Here is a 17,534-nt window from a genome sequence, read left to right as displayed (position 1 = left end):
GGCGTGGTGGATCGACTTCCCAGTCGAGGGCGGGGGGCCGGTCTCGGCGTACGGATGCCCGCCACCTTACGTGCGCACCCGGTGGGACGCGCGCGACGACGACGCGGGCGCGTCGGGCGGACACGTCGGGGTCCCGACGCCGCGGGGCCCGGGTCAGGCGACCCGGCCGAGCGCGACGGCGGCGTGCAGCAGCGCGGCCAGGGACTCGTCGTCGGTGATCCGACCCGCCCGCACCAGGTCGAGCACCTCCGCCCAGGGCAGCCGGCGGACCCCCACGATGCCCTCCTCCGCCTGCTCGTGCGCCTCGTCCGCGGGGCGCAGGTCGCGCGCCAGGAACACCTGCCCGGGCGCGTGCGCGACCCCGTTGAGCGAGAACACCGGCCCGAGCGGCTGCCACGCGTCCGCCGCGAGCCCCGTCTCCTCGCGCAGCTCTCGCTGCGCGGCGAGCAGCAGGTCCTGGCCGTCCGACCCGCCGGCCGGGACCTCCAGCGAGACCGCACCGGTGGTGTAGCGCTCCACCTCCACCAGGACGACCTCGTCCTGCGCGGTCACGGGCACGACGAACACCGCGGGGTGCCGCACCTCGACGACGCCGTAGACCCCCGCGCCGCCGTCGGGCCGGGTGACGGCGTCCTCGCGGACGCGGATCCAGGCGTTCTCGTACACCGTCGTCGAGGAGCGCGTCTGCCAGCGGGCGGGGTCGGTCATCCCGCCATCGTGCCAGCGCGGCGGGTGCCTCACCCGGCCCGGGTGAGGTGGCTCCGGTCGCCGGCTGGGGACGCTGGTCGGGACCGGACCGACGACGAGAGGCAGAACCGTGGCGACGCTCAGCGTGTGGAAGTTCGAGACCCCCGGCGGCGCGGACCAGGCCGAGCAGGCGCTGGTCGCGCTGCAGAAGCAGGAGCTCATCCAGGTGCACGACGCCGCCACCCTGTCGTGGGAACCGGACCGCAAGAAGCCCAGGACGCGGCAGGCGCACCACCTGGCCGCTGCGGGCGCGCTCGGCGGCACGTTCTGGGGGATGCTGTTCGGCCTGCTGTTCTTCGTGCCGCTGCTGGGCGCGGCGATCGGCGCGGCCGCCGGAGCCCTGGGCGGGGCGCTCACCGACGTCGGCATCGACGACGACTTCATCGACTCCGTCCGCAGCAAGGTCACGCCCGGCACCTCGGCGCTGTTCCTGCTGTCGTCCGGCGCGGTCCCGGACAAGGTGCTGTCGGCGCTGCGGGAGCAGGACATCCACCCCGAGCTCATCCAGACGAACCTGTCCTCCGAGGAGGAGTCCCGGCTGCGCGCGGCGTTCGCGGAGGACGTCTGAGCCGACCGGCCCGGGGGGGTGCCGCGCGGGCTCAGAGCAGCCCGCGCTGCACCGCCACCCGCACCGCGGCCCGGCGGCCGTCCACCCCCAGCTTGCGGTAGATCGCCCGCATGTGGGTCTTCACGGTGTTGATCGACAGGTAGAGCGACCCCGCGATCTCGTCCGAGGTCAGCGACGACCGCAGGCAGGTCAGCACGTCGCGCTCCCGCGGTGTCAGCTCCCACGCCGACGCCCGCGGCACCGGTGCGTCGTGCTCGGCGACGAGCAGCCGGGTGATCAGCGCCTCGTGCGCGCTCCCCCACTCCAGGTGCGCCGACAGCAGCGGGTGCAGCACGCCCGCACGGTCGCGCAGCGGCCGCACCAGCCCGTCCGGCGCGGCGGCGGTCAGGGCCGCCTCGAGCGCCACGTGCGCCGCGCCGTCGTCCGAGCCGGCGTGCAGCGCGGCGGTCGCGGCGTGCTGGGCCACGCGCATGTGCACCGGGGTCGTGCCGAGCGCGGCCTCCACCCGGTCCGCCGCCCGCTCGGCCGACCGCAGGGCGCGGCGCGCGCCGTCCACGTCCCCCGTGCGTCGCCGCAGGTCGCTCTGCCAGCCGAGGGCGAGCGGGTCGCCGAACGCGATGGAGTCCTCGTCCACCAGGGCGAGCGCCTCGTCGGCGCGGTCCTCGGCGTCGAGCTGCAGCGCGGCGAGGAAGGCCCGGAACGGCGTCAGGTGCTCGGGCGGCGTGCCCTCGGGCCACGGGGCGTCCGTGACCTCCCGCGCCCGGGCGAGCCCCGGCGCGTCGCCCTGGGCCAGGCAGACGATCGCCAGCATCCCGGCCGCGAACAGGGCCAGCTCGGGCCGGGTCCGGGCGGCCGCGTCGACGGCGGACCTCAGGTGACCCGCCGCGGCGCAGAGCTCGTCCCGCCAGTACGACGCCAGCCCGCAGGCCAGCAGCGCGCTCGCGACGACTCCGGTGCCCAGCCAGTCGTGCGCGGCGGCGGACGCCAGCACGGAGCGCCCGCGCGCCATGGCCTCCAGCAGCTCGCCGCGGAGCACGCACGCCAGCGCCTCCTCCGCGCGGCAGCCCAGCTCCAGCGCCACCCAGCCGCGCTCGGCGGCCAGCGCGGCACCCTCGGCCAGGTGCGCCGTGGCCAGCCGGTCCGGCCCGAACCGCTGCAGCTCCGCCCGCCCGACCAGGTACAGCCCCAGCGCGCGGGTCGCCGGGTCGGGGACGCCCGCGTCGAGCACCGCCCGGCCGCGCCGCACCGACTCCTCCAGCGGCGGGCGGTGCGGTGCGAGGTAGATCCGGACCAGCTCGCCGGCGACCGCCGACCGGCCGTCCGGGTCGTCGTGCCCCGCGGCGCCACCCGGGTCGCCGCGCTCGTCGGTGTCGAACGCCTGCGCCGCCGCCAGCGCGAGCAGCACGTCCGGGCCCTCGCGGTAGCGCGCGGGCAGGGCCGCGCGCAGCCCGCGGACCTGCCCCACGTCGCCGCGGACCAGCAGCTCGGGCCACCGCTCGCCGAGGATCGTCGCCGCGAGGTCGGGCGCGTGCCCGTCCAGGGCGTGCCGGATCGCCGCGGCGGGGTCGCTCGAGCCCAGGTGCGCGGCCACGACGCGGTGCGCGACCCGCGCCGCGAACGGGTCCCGCCGGGTGAGCACCGCCCGGGCGTGCGCCGCCACCAGCGCGTGCCACCGGTACACGGGTCCGGCGCCCGGGTCGCCCACCTCGGTGAGGAACAGCCCCCGGGTCGCGCTCTCGTCCAGCAGCCGCGCACCTCCCGGCACCAGCGCCTCGGCGAGGTCCGGGTCCAGCAGCTCCGCGACGCTCGCGCGGAGCACGAAGTCGGCGAGCTCCGGGGGCAGCGACCCGATGACCTCCTCCACCAGGTACCCCGTGATCGGGACGTCGCGGCCGCGCAGCTGCGCCAGCGGCTCGGCCGACGACCCCAGCACGTCCGCCGCGACCGCGAGCCGCACGGCCACGGGCCAGCCGCGGGTGATCTCCCACAGCGCCCGCGTCGCGGCCGGCTCCGCCGTGGCGCCGAGCGCGTGCACCACCTGCGCGACCTCCTCGGGCGTGAAGGCCAGCGTGCGCTCGCGCAGCTGTCCGGCCTCGCCCGTCATCCGCATCCGGTTGACGGGCAGCGCCGTGTCGTAGCGTCCCGCGAGCACGAAACGCGGTCCCGCGTAGCGCAGCAGCGGCCCCAGCACCTGCCGCGACGTGCGCGCCGCGAGCAGGTGGACGTCGTCGACGACCACCACCAGCCCGTCGGCGAGGTGCTCGAGGGCCGCGACCAGCCCGTCCACCCGGCGGGCCACGGTGGTCCGGCCGCGGTCGTCGAGGCTGCCGAGCGCCGCGGCGGCGTCCGGCCGGGCCAGCGCGACCGCGTCGGCCAGCACGCGGGTGAGCCGGCCCGGCTCGTCGTCGAGGGGGTCGAGCGAGACCCACGCGACCGGCCCGGCCGCGCGCGCCGCCCACTGCGCGAGCACCGTGGTCTTGCCGAAGCCCGCCGGGGCGCTCACCACCGTCAGCCGGTGAGCCGCGACCGTCTCCGCGAGCGCCCGCGTGCAGCGTGGCCGCTCGACCGACCCGTGCGGTGGTCGCGGCACCGTGATCTTCCCGGCCGGTGTCCGCAGCGACCTCGCCGCTCCGCCGTCTTCCTCAGCGCCCATCTCCGTGCCCCCTGACGCGTCCTGCCCGGCCCGCCGGGACCCAGCGTGACACATCCTGTGTGCTCTGTGTCACATCGGGTGTCACGGATCGCGCGCCCGCAGCCACCGCGCGGGGCCGTGCGCGCCGGCCGTTCATGCACGGCGGGTGAGGCGGCGCCCGCAGGGCTCGGGTGTGCTGGGTGCGCCGTCACGGGCGACCGCACCGGTGGCGGCAGGAGGCGGTGGACGATGCCCGAGGCGCTGTCCGGGACCACCGGGGTGGCGCACGACCCCGAGGTCGTCCGCGCGGCCGCGGAGGCCTACGTGTGGGCCCGCCCCGCCCTGCTCGGCTACCGCGAGCTCCGCACCGAGGTGCGCACGGGCGTCGCCGCGTTCGACGTCTTCCACCACGACGAGGCGCCGCCCGCCCCGGGCGACGGCAGCCGGTGGGCCGACCCCACGCTGCTCCGGTCGAGCGCCTGGCTGGACCTGCGCGCCGAGCCGGCCGTGATCGGGCACCCGGAGCTCCCCGGGGACGCGTATGCCGGCTTCCAGGTGGTCGACCTGCTGGCCCGCACCGTCGCGCACCTGGGGGTCGTGGCCACCGGGCCCGCGGCCGCCGACTGGGTGGTGGCGGGCACCGCCTGGGCCGGCACGCGCCCGCCCGCGGTGCGCGGGGTGCTGCGCACCGGGTCGGGGCTGGTCCGCGTGGTCGCCCGCACCGCGGCGACCGGCCCGGGCGACCCGCGGGACCGGCTCGCCGCCGCCCGTGCCCGGCAGGCCGCGTACCGCGTGCGACCCCTGCACGACCTCGGCGGGGTCCCGCCGCCCCGGCCTGCGCCGTCCGTGGACTGGCTGCCGTGGGACGAGGACCGCGCCTGGGGCCCCGGGTTCGTCGACTACCTGGCGCTGCTGCTGCGCCTGGTCCACCCGGAGGACCCCGACGACCGGGCGCTGGTGGACCGCTGGCGCCGGCTGGGGGTGCTGCCGGACCCGCACACCCCGCACCCGAGCGCCCGCACCCGGTCGCTGGTCGCGCGCGGGGCCGCGCTCGGGGCCGCGCAGCTGCAGGACGCGGCCCAGCGGGACGGCGACGCGCTGCCCCCCGCGCTCCGGCGGGCGGTCGCCGCCGCGGTGGAGCTGCACGCACCCGAACCGACCGAGATCCGCACGCTGCGCTGGCGACGGACGGGCGACGACCCCCTGGACGGGCACCGCCGCTACCGCCTGACGCTCCCCGCCCGCACCCCCGCACGGCTGTCCTGGTCGCTCACGGCGTACGCGGAGCCGTCCGGGGATCTCGTCGCCAGCCCGCTGCGCCGGGACGCGCTGCACCCCGGCGTGCCGGGGCTGCCCTGGGGGCCGGACGGCTCGCTGGTCGTGGCGGTGAGCCACCTGCCGCCGGCCGGGGCGAGCGCCGGCGTCCCCGCGGCGTGGCTGCCGGCACCGGCCGGCCCCTTCCAGCTGGTGCTGCGGCTGTACGGACCGCGACCCGACCCGCCCGGCGGGTGGGCGCCGGTCCTGCGCGCGGTCGGCTGACGTCAGCCCCGGCGCCCGACCACCTGCAGCTCGGCGATGTCCACGCCGAGGTCGCTCAGCAGGGCGACGACGCCGGTCAGGCCCGAGGAGTCGGCGACCTCGCACGACAGGATCGCGCCGTCCTGCGTCGGGGCCGAGACGATGTCCGCGTACTCCCGCAGACCGTCCAGGTCGTGCTCGGGTCCGACCACCCGGATGTGGTAGAGCATCGCCGACCCCCTCCCGCCGTCCGTGGTCCCAGGGTCGTCGGACGGCGGGAGGAGGTCGTCATGCGTGCGGGGTGAGCCGCGCGTGGCGGCGTCATTTGCTTCCACTTGGTCGACATCCGACGGATGCTTGACGTCCGCCGGGCCGGGGCCTAGCGTCGAGGACGAGGTCGAGATACGTGGCGAAGGGCCCCGGCGAGCGGTGCGACACCGTTCCGGGGCTCTCCGCTTGCCCGCCGCCGCCGGCCGTCGCCGCTCAGGCCGGCGTGGCGGCGCCCGCACCCACCGCGAACACGGCCCACACGTGCTTGGTGGTCGCCGTGGCGTACCAGCCGACCTCCTGGGAGAGCCGCCGCGCGATGTGCAGGCCGAATCCCCCCTCGCCGAGCGGCCGGCCGCCCGCGACGCGCGGCTCCGTCGACAGGTCGTGGTCCCCCACGTCGAGCAGGAAGTCGCGACCGTCCGTGCTGAGCCCGACGAGCGTCGGCGGCAGCCCGTGCGTCAGGGCGTTGGTCGCCAGCTCCGACGCCACCAGGATCATGCGCTCCGGGACCCCCGCGAGCGTCGACGCCGGCGCCGCCCCGCCGCCCGTGATCGCGGCCAGCAGCTCCCGGCGGACCCCCGCCAGCCCCAGCGTGTCGTACAGGACCCACTCCCGCACCGGCCGGAACCGCTCGGGGGGCCTGCTCGTCAGCAGGCCGTCATCGCGTCCGAGCACGTCCGTCACACCGACCTCCGTCATCTCCAGTGGCAAGGCGCTCAGCATCGCAAGCACGATCCGCCCCGGCCACCGGAGCAGGTCGTGCGCCCACGCGGCGGTTGCTGGATACTCGGACCGATGGCTGACGACAGCGGCACCACCCCGCACCCCGCAGCGCTCGCCGGGCGCGTGTGGGTCGACGACGCGGACCCCGCCCTGCTGCACCTCGCCGGCGAGATCGACCAGCCGGTGGTGCGGCAGGCGCGCGACTCGATCACCGACGACGGCCTCGACCGCGTCGACGTCGTCGAGATGTCCGGCGTGACCTTCGTCGACTCCTCGCTGATCTCGCTGCTCGCCAACATGACGCTGCGCCGACCGGGCGACGCGGAGCCGCTGACGCTGCGGCACGTGCCGGAGCTGGCGCACTTCGTGCTCGACCTGTCGGGGCTGACGTCGGTGGTCAAGGTCGTCGGCTGAGCGCGGGCGTCGCGGCGCGCTGCGTGGATCGGGTGGGGTGGGCCCGGCCGGTCTCGAACCGGCGACCTCCGCGGTGTAAGCGCGGCGCTCTGACCAACTGAGCTACAGGCCCCTCGTGCGGTGCGCCAGCCTACCGGTGGCGGGTCCGCTGCCGGGCAGCCGCCCGTCAGAGCGCGGCGACCGCGTCCCGGTACGCGCCGAACGGCCGCGCCCGCCCTGCGGGGTGCACGAGCGACCACCGCACCCGGCCCGCGGCGTCGAGCAGGAACGACCCACGGCGCGCGTACCCGTCGACCTCGTCGAGCACGCCGAACGCCCGCGCGGCGGCGCCGTGCGGCCAGAAGTCCGACAGCAGCGGGAACGTGTAGCCGTCCTGCTCGGCCCACGCCCGCAGCGCCGGCCCGGGGTCGCACGAGGCGGCGAGCACCCGCACGCCGCCGAGCTCGCCGAGCCCCGCCTGCAGCTCGGTGAGCTCGGCGGTGCAGGTGCGCGAGAACGCGAACGGGACGAAGACGAGCAGCGTCGGCCGGTCCGCCGGTCCGCCGATGGTCACCGGTGCGCCGTGGGCGTCCGGCAGCGTCAGCACCGGGGCGACGTCACCGGCACCCGGCGGGGCGGCGGCGAGGGTCACGCCCGCGGGCCCGAGGGGGTCAGCGACCGCGGCCGCGGCTGCCGAGGCGCGTGGCGGACCAGTCGCCCGCGATCGAGAACGTGCTCGTCGCGTGCAGGCCGGCCGTCGTCGCGGCCTCCTCGATGTCGTCGTGGCCGACGTGGCCGCCGCGCCCGGGCTTGGGCGTCAGGACCCACATCTGCCCGCCGTCGTCGAGGACGGTCATCGCGTCCATGAGGGTGTCGGCCAGGTCGCCGTCCTCGTCACGGAACCAGATGACGACGCCGTCGACGACGTCGTCGTAGTCCTCGTCCACGAGCTCGGCGCCGGTGATCCCCGCCAGGCCGGAGCGCAGGTCCTCGTCGACGTCGTCGTCGTAGCCGAACTCCTGGACCACCTGCCCCGAGGTGAACCCGAGACGGCCCGCCCCCTGGGGAGCGTCGCCGGTGCTGGATGCCACGTCCTGACCTGTTCCTTCCGTCCGAGCCGCCGTCCTCGTGACCGCGACCTCTGATGATCACCGAACGGTAGCCCACCGCACTGGCTCCGCGCGTGGCAAGCGGCGCGCCGCGCGGACGGCGTCGGCGGGTCGGGCCGCTGCGCGCGCGGGGCGGGCACCGCACCGCCCACCGGGCGCGGGCGCGCACGTGCACACCAGGCGGACCCGGCGCCCAGCATGCGGGCACCGTGGGACCACCGGGACCACCGGGACGACCCGCGACCAGGGCGGGCGGGGCCCTCGCGGGACCCACCGCACGCCCCCCCACCTCGACTGTCACGGACGTCACGCATCCCAGAGGCCGGACTGGGAGACTTTCACCGTCCGCACGGCGGACAATGGTCCGACTACCCGCACCGGCGAGGCGTACCGAACGTGGCGCGCACGGGGCGGGCCGAGATGCGCACCGGGGCCGACCGGCCCCTTGGCGTGGAGAGGCGAGGAGCACTGGTGGCTTCGAAGGACGAGCGCGGACCGCTCATCAACGGCCTGCTGAGCCAGGTACCGGACGTGGACCCGGAGGAGACCTCCGAGTGGGTCGAGTCCATCGACGGGCTCATCGACGACAAGGGCGGCCCCCGGGCGCGCTACGTGCTGCTGAACATGCTGAAGCGGGCACGTGAGCGCAACGTGGCGGTGCCGGCCGAGCTGAACACGCCGTACGTCAACACCATCGGCGTGCACGAGGAGCCGTACTTCCCGGGCGACGAGGTGCTCGAGCGCCGCTACCGCTCGTGGAACCGCTGGAACGCCGCGGTCATGGTGACCCGCGCGCAGCGCCCCGGCATCGGCGTCGGCGGCCACATCTCGTCCTACGCGTCCGTCGCGACGCTGTACGAGGTGGGCCTCAACCACTTCTTCCGCGGCAAGGACCACCCGGGCGGCGGCGACCAGGTCTACTTCCAGGGCCACGCCTCCCCCGGCGTGTACGCCCGGGCGTTCCTCGAGGGCCGCCTGGACGAGCACCAGCTCGACGGGTTCCGCCAGGAGGTCTCGCACCCGGGCGGCGGCCTGCCGTCCTACCCGCACCCGCGGCTGATGCAGGACTTCTGGGAGTTCCCGACGGTCTCGATGGGCCTCGGCCCGGCCTCGGCGATCTACCAGGCGTGGACCAACAAGTACCTGCACCTGCGCGGTATCAAGGACACCAGCCAGCAGGACGTCTGGGCGTTCCTCGGCGACGGCGAGATGGACGAGCCGGAGTCCCGCGGCATGCTCCAGCACGCCGCCCAGCAGGGCCTCGACAACCTGACCTTCGTGGTGAACTGCAACCTGCAGCGCCTCGACGGCCCGGTCCGCGGCAACGGCAAGATCATCCAGGAGCTCGAGGCGCAGTTCCGCGGCGCCGGCTGGAACGTCATCAAGGTCGTGTGGGGCCGCGAGTGGGACGCCCTGCTCAACGCCGACAAGGACCGCGCGCTGGTCCACCTGATGAACCAGACGCCCGACGGCGACTACCAGACGTACCGGGCCGAGAACGGCGCGTTCATCCGCGAGAACTTCTTCGGGCGCGACCCGCGCACCAAGCAGCTCGTCGAGAAGATGACCGACGACGAGATCTGGGCGCTCAAGCGCGGCGGCCACGACTACCGGAAGATCTACGCCGCCTACAAGGCCGCGCGCGAGCACACCGGGCAGCCGACCGTCATCCTGGCGCACACCGTCAAGGGCTACGGCCTGGGCTCCGGCTTCGCCGGGCGCAACGCGACGCACCAGATGAAGAAGCTCAAGGGCGCCGAGCTCAAGGCCCTCCGCGACTCGCTCAGCATCCCGGTCACGGACGAGCAGATCGACGAGAACCCGTACCTGCCGCCGTACTACCACCCCGGCCAGGACGACCCGGCGATCCAGTACCTGCAGGAGCGCCGCCGTGCGCTCGGCGGGTACGTCCCCGAGCGCCGCGCGTCCTACAAGCCGGTCGCGCTCCCGGGCGACCAGGCCTACGAGCTGCTGAAGAAGGGCTCGGGCACGCAGGAGGTCGCCACCACCATGGCGCTCGTCCGGCTGTTCAAGGACCTGGTGAAGGACAAGGAGCTCGGCAAGCGGCTCGTCCCGATCATCCCGGACGAGGCCCGCACGTTCGGCCTGGACTCGATCTTCCCGAGCGCGAAGATCTTCAACACCAACGGGCAGAACTACCTCGCCGTCGACCGCGACCTCATGCTCTCCTACAAGGAGTCCGAGTCCGGCCAGATCATGCACACCGGCATCAACGAGGCCGGCTCCGCCGCCGCGTTCCAGGCGGTGGGCACCTCGTACGCCACGCACGGCGAGCCGCTGATCCCGTTCTACTTCTACTACTCGATGTTCGGGTTCCAGCGGACGGCCGACCAGTTCTGGGCGGCCGGCGACCAGATGACCCGCGGGTTCCTCATCGGTGCCACCGCGGGCCGCACCACGCTGACCGGCGAGGGCCTGCAGCACGCCGACGGGCACTCCCCGCTGCTGGCCGGGACCATGCCGCACGTCGTGCACTACGACCCGGCGTACGGGTACGAGATCCGGCACATCGTCCGCGACGGCCTCGCGCGCATGTACGGCGAGGACGGCCGCGACCCCGACGTCCTGTACTACCTCACGGTGTACAACGAGCCGATCGTGCAGCCGGCCGAGCCGGAGGACGTCGACGTCGAGGGCATCCTCAAGGGCATCCACCGCATCGCACCGGCAGAGGGCGACGGGCCGCAGGCCCAGATCCTCGCCTCCGGCGTGGCCGTGCCGTGGGCGCTCGAGGCCCGGCAGCTGCTGGCCGAGGACTGGGGCGTCCGCGCCGCGGTCTGGTCGGTCACCAGCTGGAACGAGCTGCGTCGCGACGCGCTCGCCGCGGACTCGCACGCGTTCCTGAACCCGGGCGAGGAGGCGCGCGTGCCGTACCTCACCGCCAAGCTCCAGGGCGCCGAGGGCCCGTTCGTCGCCACCACCGACTACGACCACCTCGTGGCCGACCAGGTGCGCGAGTGGATCCCGGGCCGCTACGCCACGCTCGGCGCCGACGGATTCGGGTTCTCCGACACCCGCGCCGCCGCGCGCCGGCACTTCAAGATCGACGGCCCGTCGACCGTGGTCCGCGTCCTGCAGCAGCTCGCTCGCGAGGGCAAGGTCGCGCCGGAGGCCCCGGCGCAGGCCATCGAGCGGTACCGCCTGCACGACGTCACCGCCGGCACGTCCGGCAACGCGGGCGGCGAGTCCTGACCCGCACCCGAGCCTGACCACGGAGGGCCCCGCACCGGCACGGTGCGGGGCCCTCCGTGCACCCGGTCGCCTCCCGCGCCCCCGCTCCCGCCCTCCCCGCCCCGGCCCGCGCGCTCACCCGCCCGCTCGCCGAGATAGTGCGATCGACTCGACGTAGTGCGAGATCACGCACTACCTCGGCGGGGTCGCACTACCTCGGCGGACGCAGGCGGGTCCGGGGCGCCGGCCGGGGGTCCGGTGGGCGGACGCGACGGAGGGGCCGCACCGTGGCGGTGGGGGCCTCCGGGGTCGGGGGGCCGGGGAATCGAGGGGGGTCGGGGGGGCGGGGGTCAGGCGCCGGCGTGGCGCTCGGCCTGCTCCACCAGACGGGTCGCTCGCGGCGCATCTGCGCGATCTCGTCCTGCCGGGGGTAGAGGTCGAGCGACGCGAGGTGCTGCTTGGCGTCGAGCGGCCGCTCGGCGGCCACGGCGGCGAGGACCAGCTCCCGCCCGGCCTCCGGGTCGTGGTCGCGCGGGTGCCAGTGCCCGGTGCCGAGGCCGAGCGCCTCGACGGGCAGCCCCGCCTCGCGCAGCAGCCGCAGCCCGGCGACGAGGGCCTTGCCGGACGGGTCGCGCTCGGCGGCGGTGGTGAGCCGGCGCACGGTGCCCTCGAGGTCGTCGCGCACGGAGAGCCGTGCGACCTCGACCAGCGGGTACCAGGCGCGCGGGTTCCCGGCGAGCTCCTCGCCCAGCGACCACACGGCGAGGTCGGCCGCGCGCTGCCGCTCGGCGTCGTCCGCGTCGGCGGTCAGCGGGTCGTCGTCGGAGCCGGTCGCGGCGTGCCGGCGGACGATCTCCGCGAGCGCCGCGAACGCGCGCTCGTCGTTGGGGTCGTCGCCGAGGCGGGACCGGAGGGCGTCCTCCTGGGGGACGTCGCCGTGGCGGGGCGTCGCGCTCGACGGACGGCGCGCTCCCACTCGGGACGCGGGCACGGGCCTGCCCAGGAGGCGGCGCAGTCGGGGCAGCAGAGCCATGACGCGACACTATCCGGTGTGCCCGACCTGCACTCCCCGAACCGCCCTCCAGCAGCCGGTGCGGCCCCGGGACCTTTGTCGGTTCCCCACAATGTGGCCCTATGCTCGGCCCATGCCTGAGCCCCGCCGGACCCCGACGGCACCCGCCCCGGCGGCACCCGACGCCGCTGCGACCGACGCCCGCCCGGCCACCGCGTCCGACGGCCTGTCCCCCGCCCGGACCCGCACGCGCGCCGGACGGATCGCGACCGCGCCCGACGCCAGCAACGGCGAGACGCTGCGCCGTGTGCGCGAGGGCAGCGGCGTCCTGGCGGCCGCCGCGATGCGCCGGCTCGACGAGGACCTCGACTGGTACCGGGCCCTGCCCGCCGACGACCGGTCCTGGGTCGGGCTGGTCGCGCAGGCCGGCATCACCGCCTTCGTCACGTGGTTCGCCGACCCGTCGCGCCCGCCGCACGGCGTGGGCGAGATCTTCGCGACCGCGCCGCCCGAGCTGACGCGGTCCATCTCGCTGCAGCACACCCTGCAGCTCGTGCGCGTGGTCGTGGACGTGGTGGAGGCGCACAGCGACCGGCTCGCGGCTCCCGGCGGCGAGCGCGACCTGCTCGAGGCCGTGCTCCGCTACTCCCGCGAGGTCGCGTTCTCCGCCGCCGAGGTCTACGCCCGCGCCGCCGAGGTGCGCGGGGCCTGGGACGCCCGGCTCGAGGCGCTGGTCGTGGACGCCCTGCTGCGCGGCGACGTCGACGACTCCCTGCGGTCGCGCGTGGCGGCGCTCGGCTGGAGCGGTCGCGGGAGCACGCTCGTGGTGGTCGGCACGACGGCCTCCCCGCTGGACGACGTCCGCACGTCCGACCTGCGCCGGGCCACCCGCCGCGCGGCCGACGACGCGCTCGTCGGCATCCAGGGCGACCGGCTCGTGGTGTTCCTCGGCGGCACGGGCGACCTGCGGGAGGCGGCGGCGACCCTGCTCCCCCGGTTCGGCCCCGGTCCGGTGGTGCTCGGCCCGACGGGCGCGGACCTGGCCGACGCCGCCCGCTCGGCGCGGGCCGCCCTCGCGGGGCTGGTGGCGGTGAGCGCCTGGCCCGACGCGCCGCGGCCGGTGCTGGCCGACGACCTGCTGCCCGAGCGCGTGCTGGTCGGGGACGCCTCGGCCCGGGCCGTGCTGGTGGACCAGGCCTACGTCCCGCTCCTCGCCAGCACCGGCAGCCTGCTGGAGACGCTGACCGCCTACCTGGCGGCGGGCCGGTCGCTCGAGGCCGCGGCCCGCACCCTCTACGTGCACCCGAACACCGTGCGGTACCGCCTGCGCCGCGTCGCCGAGGTGACGGGCTGGGACCCGCTCGACCCGCGCGAGGCCTACGTCCTCCAGCAGGCCCTGGCGGTCGGCCGCCTGGACCACCCCGCCTGACCCCCCGCTCCCGCTCCGCCTCCGCGCCCGGCGAGGTCGTCAGCACCGCACGAGGTCGTCCCGCAGGACGGACGACCTCGGCGACGAGAGCGCGCCCGACGCGGCCGCGCAGCGGCGTCCCGGTGTTGTCGAAGGCCGACAAGTCGGGCACCGGAGCTTGGTACGCGTCGTGACCGGGCGTGGGGCGCGGGGCAGGCACACTGGTCGGGTGCTCGCGATCGTCTGCCCGGGACAGGGCGCCCAGAACCCCGGCATGCTCAGCCCCTGGCTGGAGCTGCCCGGCACCGCCGACCGCCTGGCGGCCTTCTCGGAGGCCGCGGGCGTCGACCTGACGGCGCACGGGACGACCTCCGACGCCGACACCATCCGCGACACGGCCGTGGCCCAGCCGCTGATCGTGTCCACCTCGCTGCTCGCGCTGCGGTCGCTGGAGGACGAGGGCGGCCCGGTCCCGGTCGGTGCGACCGCGGGCCACTCGGTCGGCGAGTTCGCCGCCGCCGCCGTCGCCGGCGTGCTGGCGGACACCGCGGCCGTCGGGCTGGTGTCCCACCGGGCCCGGGCGATGGCCGAGGCCGCCGCGGCGGAGCCGACCGGCATGGCGGCGGTGCTCGGCGGCGACCCGGACGAGGTCGCGGCGGCGGTCGAGGCCGCCGGCCTCTGGCCCGCCAACGTGAACGGCGGCGGCCAGACCGTGGTCGCGGGCTCCACCGAGGCGCTGGCCCGGTTCGTCGAGAACCCGCCGGCCCGGGCCCGGGTCGTGCCGCTGCAGGTGGCCGGCGCGTTCCACACGCCGTACATGCAGAGCGCCCGCGAGGCGTTCGGCGCCGTGGCGGCGGGCTGGGAGAGCGCCGCCCCGCGCTCCGTGCTGCTGACCAACGCCGACGGCTCCGCCTACGGCGCGGACGCGACGGGGGCGGACGTCGTGGCCCGCCTCGTGTCCCAGATCACCTCCCCGGTGCGCTGGGACCTCTGCCAGGCGACGCTCGCCGAGCTGGGCGTGACCGGCCTGCTCGAGCTCGCCCCGGGAGGTGTGCTCAAGGGCCTGGCGCGGCGTAGCCTGCCCGGGGTGGAGACGGTCGCGATCACCTCGCCGGCCGACCTGCCCGCCGCCCGGGACCTGGTCGCGCGTCACGCGGCGACCCCGTCCGGCGCCGTGCCAGCACCGACCGACGACTCCCAGGAGACCGCCCTGTGACCCGCCCCACCCTGACCCAGGCCACCGGCCCCGCCCACACGCGGATCCTCGGCCTGGGCGCCGCGCGCGGCGAGAACGTCGTCCCGAACGACGACCTGGTCGGCCCCATCGACTCGTCCGACGAGTGGATCCAGCAGCGCACCGGCATCGTCACCCGCACCCGCTCGGGCGCGGACACGGACGTGCTCGACCTCGCGGAGCGTGCGGGCCGGCAGGCGATCGAGGCCGCGGGCCTGCAGGGCTCGGACATCGACGCCGTCATCCTGGCGACCGTCACCTACTTCCACCAGACGCCGTCCGGTGCCGCGATCCTCGCCGACCGCCTCGGCGCGACGCCCGCGGCCGCGTTCGACATCTCGGCCGCCTGCGCCGGCTACTGCTACGGCATCGGCCAGGCGGACGCGCTGGTCCGCGCCGGCACCGCCCGCAACGTGCTGGTGATCGGCGCGGAGAAGATGAGCGACTTCGTCGACCCCACCGACCGGAGCATCTCGTTCCTGCTCGGCGACGGCGCGGGCGCGGTCGTCGTCGGCCCGTCCGACACGCCGGGGATCGGCCCGACCGTGTGGGGCTCGGACGGCAGCCAGTCGCAGGCGATCCGGCAGACCCACTCGTGGATCGACGTGCGCGACAACGGCGCCGGCTGGCCGACGCTGCGCCAGGAGGGCCCGAGCGTCTTCAAGTGGGCGGTCTGGCAGATGGCCCCGGTCGCCGAGAAGGCGCTGGCCGCTGCGGGCGTCACGGCCGACCAGATCGAGGCGTTCATCCCGCACCAGGCGAACATGCGGATCATCGACCAGATGATCAAGCAGCTGAAGCTGCCCGAGACCGTCGCGGTCGGCCGGGACATCGCGGACACCGGCAACACGTCGGCGGCCTCGATCCCGCTCGCCACCGAGCGGCTGCTCCGCGAGGGCCAGGTCTCCAGCGGGGCGCTCGCCCTGCAGATCGGGTTCGGCGCGGGCCTCGTGTACGCGGCCCAGGTGGTCGTGCTGCCCTGACCGGGGCCGCCACCCGCAGTACCGTTCATCGACCGACAGTCGTCGCCTGGCCCCACGGCCCGGCGCAGCACACAACCAAGGAGACACCGATGGCGCACAGCGAGCAGGAGATCCTGGCCGGCCTGGCCGAGATCGTCAGCGAGGAGACCGGCCTGCCGACCGACTCGGTCCTGCCCGAGAAGTCGTTCACGGACGACCTCGACATCGACTCCCTGTCGATGATGACGATCGTGACCCTGGCCGAGGAGAAGTTCGAGGTCCGCATCCCGGACGACGAGGTCAAGAACCTCGCGACCGTCGGCGACGCGGTGTCGTTCATCTCGAACGCCCAGGCCTGAGACACACCGACCGGGGTCCGCGCCGCGTCGCCGGCTGCACGCCGGCGACGTGAGGAGCCGTGAGGCATCCCGCGGCGCGGACCCCGGTCGCGTCCCGGCACCGTCCGGGACCCCCGAACCAGCCGTACCCGACACCCCCAGGAGCACCCGATGAGCACACGAGTCGTCGTCACCGGACTCGGCGCCACGACCCCCCTCGGCGGGGACGTGCCCACCACCTGGCAGGCCGCCCTGGCCGGGACGTCGGGTGCGCGCACCCTCGAGAACGACTGGGCGGAGACGTACGGCCTGCCGGTCGACTTCGCCGCCACCCTCGCGGTCCGCCCGGAGGACGTCCTCCCCCGGCCCGAGATCAAGAAGATGGACCCCTCGGCGCAGTACGCGATCATCGCCTCGCGCGAGGCCTGGGCCGACGCGGGCTCGCCCGAGGTCGACCAGGACCGCCTCGGCGTCGTGGTGTCCTCCGGCATCGGCGGCATCTGGACCACCCTCGACGCGTGGGACACCCTGCGCGAGAAGGGCGCGCGCCGCGTCCTGCCGATGACCGTCCCCATGCTCATGCCGAACTCGCCGTCCGCGTACGTCGAGCTGGAGTTCGGCGCCCGCGCCGGTGCGCACGCCCTCGTCTCGGCCTGCGCCTCCGGTGCCGAGGCGATCGGCTACGCCGCCGAGATGATCCGCTCCGGCCGCGCCGACATCGTCATCGCCGGTGGCACCGAGGCCACCATCCACCCGATGCCGATGGCGGCGTTCGCCGCGTCCCGCACCCTGTCGACCCGGACGGACGACCCCGCGCGGGCCTCGCGTCCCTACGACGTCGACCGCGACGGCTTCGTGATCGGCGAGGGCTCGGGCATCGTGGTGCTCGAGTCGGAGGCGCACGCCGCGGCTCGCGGCGCCCGCGTGTACGCCGAGATCGCCGGCGTCGGCCTGTCGTCCGACGGCTACCACATCACCTCCCCCGAGCCCACGGGCCGCGGGCAGATCGCCGCGATGCGGATGGCGATGAAGGACGCGGGCATCTCGACGGCCGACGTCAAGCACGTGAACGCGCACGCCACCTCGACGGTCGTCGGCGACCTGATCGAGGCCCGCGGCGTCCGCGAGACGCTCGGCGCCGATGCCGACGGCGTGGTGCTGTCGGCGACCAAGTCGATGACCGGTCACCTGCTGGGCGGCGCCGGCGCGCTGGAGACCGTGTTCTCCGTGCTCGCGGTGCACGACCGGAAGGCGCCGCCGACGATCAACGTCGAGAAGCCGGACCCCGAGCTGGTGCTGGACCTGGTCCGCGACACCCCCCGCGCGCTGCCCGACGGCGACATCGCGGTGGTGAACAACTCGTTCGGCTTCGGCGGGCACAACGTGGCCCTGGTGGTCACGAACGCCTGACCCGGCCCGGCCGGCACA

Annotated in this window: 16 protein-coding genes and 1 tRNA gene; 9 read left to right on the top strand and 8 right to left on the bottom strand. The window is 75.7% G+C overall.

Translation table 11 applies throughout. From position 1 onward, the window contains the following. Window positions 1–153: 153 nt before the first annotated feature. Window positions 154–708: an NUDIX domain-containing protein gene (locus ACWPWW_RS18240; protein ID WP_454051734.1), complete on the bottom strand. Its 555-nt coding sequence runs from the start codon at window positions 706–708 to the stop codon at window positions 154–156. A 109-nt stretch (window positions 709–817) separates the two neighbouring features. On the opposite strand from ACWPWW_RS18240, the gene ACWPWW_RS18235 reads away from it, so the two are divergent. Further along, complete coding sequence (locus ACWPWW_RS18235; protein WP_454051733.1) at window positions 818–1,315, top strand: DUF1269 domain-containing protein; 498 nt, start codon at window positions 818–820, stop codon at window positions 1,313–1,315. 31 nt (window positions 1,316–1,346) lie between these two features. Here ACWPWW_RS18235 and ACWPWW_RS18230 read toward each other — a convergent pair whose 3' ends face one another. Further along, the gene (locus ACWPWW_RS18230) at window positions 1,347–3,818 is read right to left on the bottom strand and encodes a LuxR C-terminal-related transcriptional regulator (RefSeq protein ID WP_454051732.1); all 2,472 of its coding nucleotides are present in this window, start codon (window positions 3,816–3,818) and stop codon (window positions 1,347–1,349) included. 378 nt (window positions 3,819–4,196) lie between these two features. Here ACWPWW_RS18230 and ACWPWW_RS18225 point away from each other — a divergent pair, with 378 nt between their 5' ends. Next, window positions 4,197–5,486 carry a DUF1214 domain-containing protein gene (locus ACWPWW_RS18225; protein WP_454051731.1) on the top strand — a complete coding sequence of 430 codons (1,290 nt, stop codon included), beginning with the start codon at window positions 4,197–4,199 and terminating at the stop codon, window positions 5,484–5,486. Window positions 5,487–5,488: 2 nt separating this feature from the next. Here ACWPWW_RS18225 and ACWPWW_RS18220 read toward each other — a convergent pair whose 3' ends face one another. Together ACWPWW_RS18220 and ACWPWW_RS18215 are read right to left on the bottom strand one after the other, a co-directional pair. Then, window positions 5,489–5,695 (bottom strand): hypothetical protein, encoded by a 207-nt coding sequence (locus tag ACWPWW_RS18220; protein WP_454051730.1) that lies wholly within the window; start codon window positions 5,693–5,695, stop codon window positions 5,489–5,491. 253 nt (window positions 5,696–5,948) lie between these two features. Further along, entirely contained in the window at window positions 5,949–6,434 is a 486-nt protein-coding gene (locus ACWPWW_RS18215; RefSeq protein WP_454051729.1) for an ATP-binding protein, read from the bottom strand. Window positions 6,435–6,530: 96 nt separating this feature from the next. Here ACWPWW_RS18215 and ACWPWW_RS18210 point away from each other — a divergent pair, with 96 nt between their 5' ends. Then, window positions 6,531–6,872: an STAS domain-containing protein gene (locus tag ACWPWW_RS18210; protein ID WP_454051728.1), complete on the top strand. Its 342-nt coding sequence runs from the start codon at window positions 6,531–6,533 to the stop codon at window positions 6,870–6,872. A 38-nt stretch (window positions 6,873–6,910) separates the two neighbouring features. Here ACWPWW_RS18210 and ACWPWW_RS18205 read toward each other — a convergent pair. The 3 genes from ACWPWW_RS18205 to ACWPWW_RS18195 form a co-directional block, all read right to left on the bottom strand. Continuing rightward, a tRNA-Val gene (locus ACWPWW_RS18205) sits at window positions 6,911–6,984 on the bottom strand. A gap of 54 nt (window positions 6,985–7,038) precedes the next feature. After that, a complete protein-coding gene (locus ACWPWW_RS18200; protein WP_454051727.1) occupies window positions 7,039–7,503 on the bottom strand; it encodes a redoxin domain-containing protein in 465 nt (154 codons plus the stop codon). Between the two features lie 19 nt (window positions 7,504–7,522). Continuing rightward, a complete protein-coding gene (locus ACWPWW_RS18195; protein WP_454051726.1) occupies window positions 7,523–7,942 on the bottom strand; it encodes a DUF3052 domain-containing protein in 420 nt (139 codons plus the stop codon). Between the two features lie 489 nt (window positions 7,943–8,431). Here ACWPWW_RS18195 and aceE point away from each other — a divergent pair, with 489 nt between their 5' ends. Then, complete coding sequence (gene aceE / locus ACWPWW_RS18190) at window positions 8,432–11,173, top strand: pyruvate dehydrogenase (acetyl-transferring), homodimeric type (RefSeq protein ID WP_454051725.1); 2,742 nt, start codon at window positions 8,432–8,434, stop codon at window positions 11,171–11,173. 190 nt (window positions 11,174–11,363) lie between these two features. Here aceE and ACWPWW_RS18185 read toward each other — a convergent pair whose 3' ends face one another. After that, entirely contained in the window at window positions 11,364–12,185 is an 822-nt protein-coding gene (locus tag ACWPWW_RS18185) for a hypothetical protein (RefSeq protein WP_454051724.1), read from the bottom strand. Between the two features lie 112 nt (window positions 12,186–12,297). Here ACWPWW_RS18185 and ACWPWW_RS18180 point away from each other — a divergent pair, with 112 nt between their 5' ends. The 5 genes from ACWPWW_RS18180 to ACWPWW_RS18160 all read left to right on the top strand — a co-directional run bounded on the left by ACWPWW_RS18180 (window position 12,298) and on the right by ACWPWW_RS18160 (window position 17,516). After that, window positions 12,298–13,593, top strand: a complete 1,296-nt coding sequence (locus ACWPWW_RS18180; protein ID WP_454051723.1) for a PucR family transcriptional regulator — start codon at window positions 12,298–12,300, stop codon at window positions 13,591–13,593. Window positions 13,594–13,801: 208 nt separating this feature from the next. Beyond that, window positions 13,802–14,788: an ACP S-malonyltransferase gene (locus tag ACWPWW_RS18175; protein WP_454051722.1), complete on the top strand. Its 987-nt coding sequence runs from the start codon at window positions 13,802–13,804 to the stop codon at window positions 14,786–14,788. After that, complete coding sequence (locus ACWPWW_RS18170; protein ID WP_454051721.1) at window positions 14,785–15,789, top strand: beta-ketoacyl-ACP synthase III; 1,005 nt, start codon at window positions 14,785–14,787, stop codon at window positions 15,787–15,789. Before ACWPWW_RS18175 ends, ACWPWW_RS18170 begins: the two co-directional genes overlap by 4 nt. An 89-nt stretch (window positions 15,790–15,878) precedes the next feature. Beyond that, complete coding sequence (locus tag ACWPWW_RS18165; RefSeq protein WP_146838928.1) at window positions 15,879–16,127, top strand: acyl carrier protein; 249 nt, start codon at window positions 15,879–15,881, stop codon at window positions 16,125–16,127. Between the two features lie 150 nt (window positions 16,128–16,277). Further along, the gene (locus tag ACWPWW_RS18160) at window positions 16,278–17,516 is read left to right on the top strand and encodes a beta-ketoacyl-[acyl-carrier-protein] synthase family protein (RefSeq protein ID WP_454051720.1); all 1,239 of its coding nucleotides are present in this window, start codon (window positions 16,278–16,280) and stop codon (window positions 17,514–17,516) included. Window positions 17,517–17,534 lie beyond the last annotated feature (18 nt).

The sequence above is a fragment of the Cellulomonas sp. Marseille-Q8402 genome (assembly GCF_965119525.1).
The sequence above is the reverse complement of the archived record's forward strand: the minus strand, read 5'-3'. Positions and strand labels throughout refer to the sequence as shown.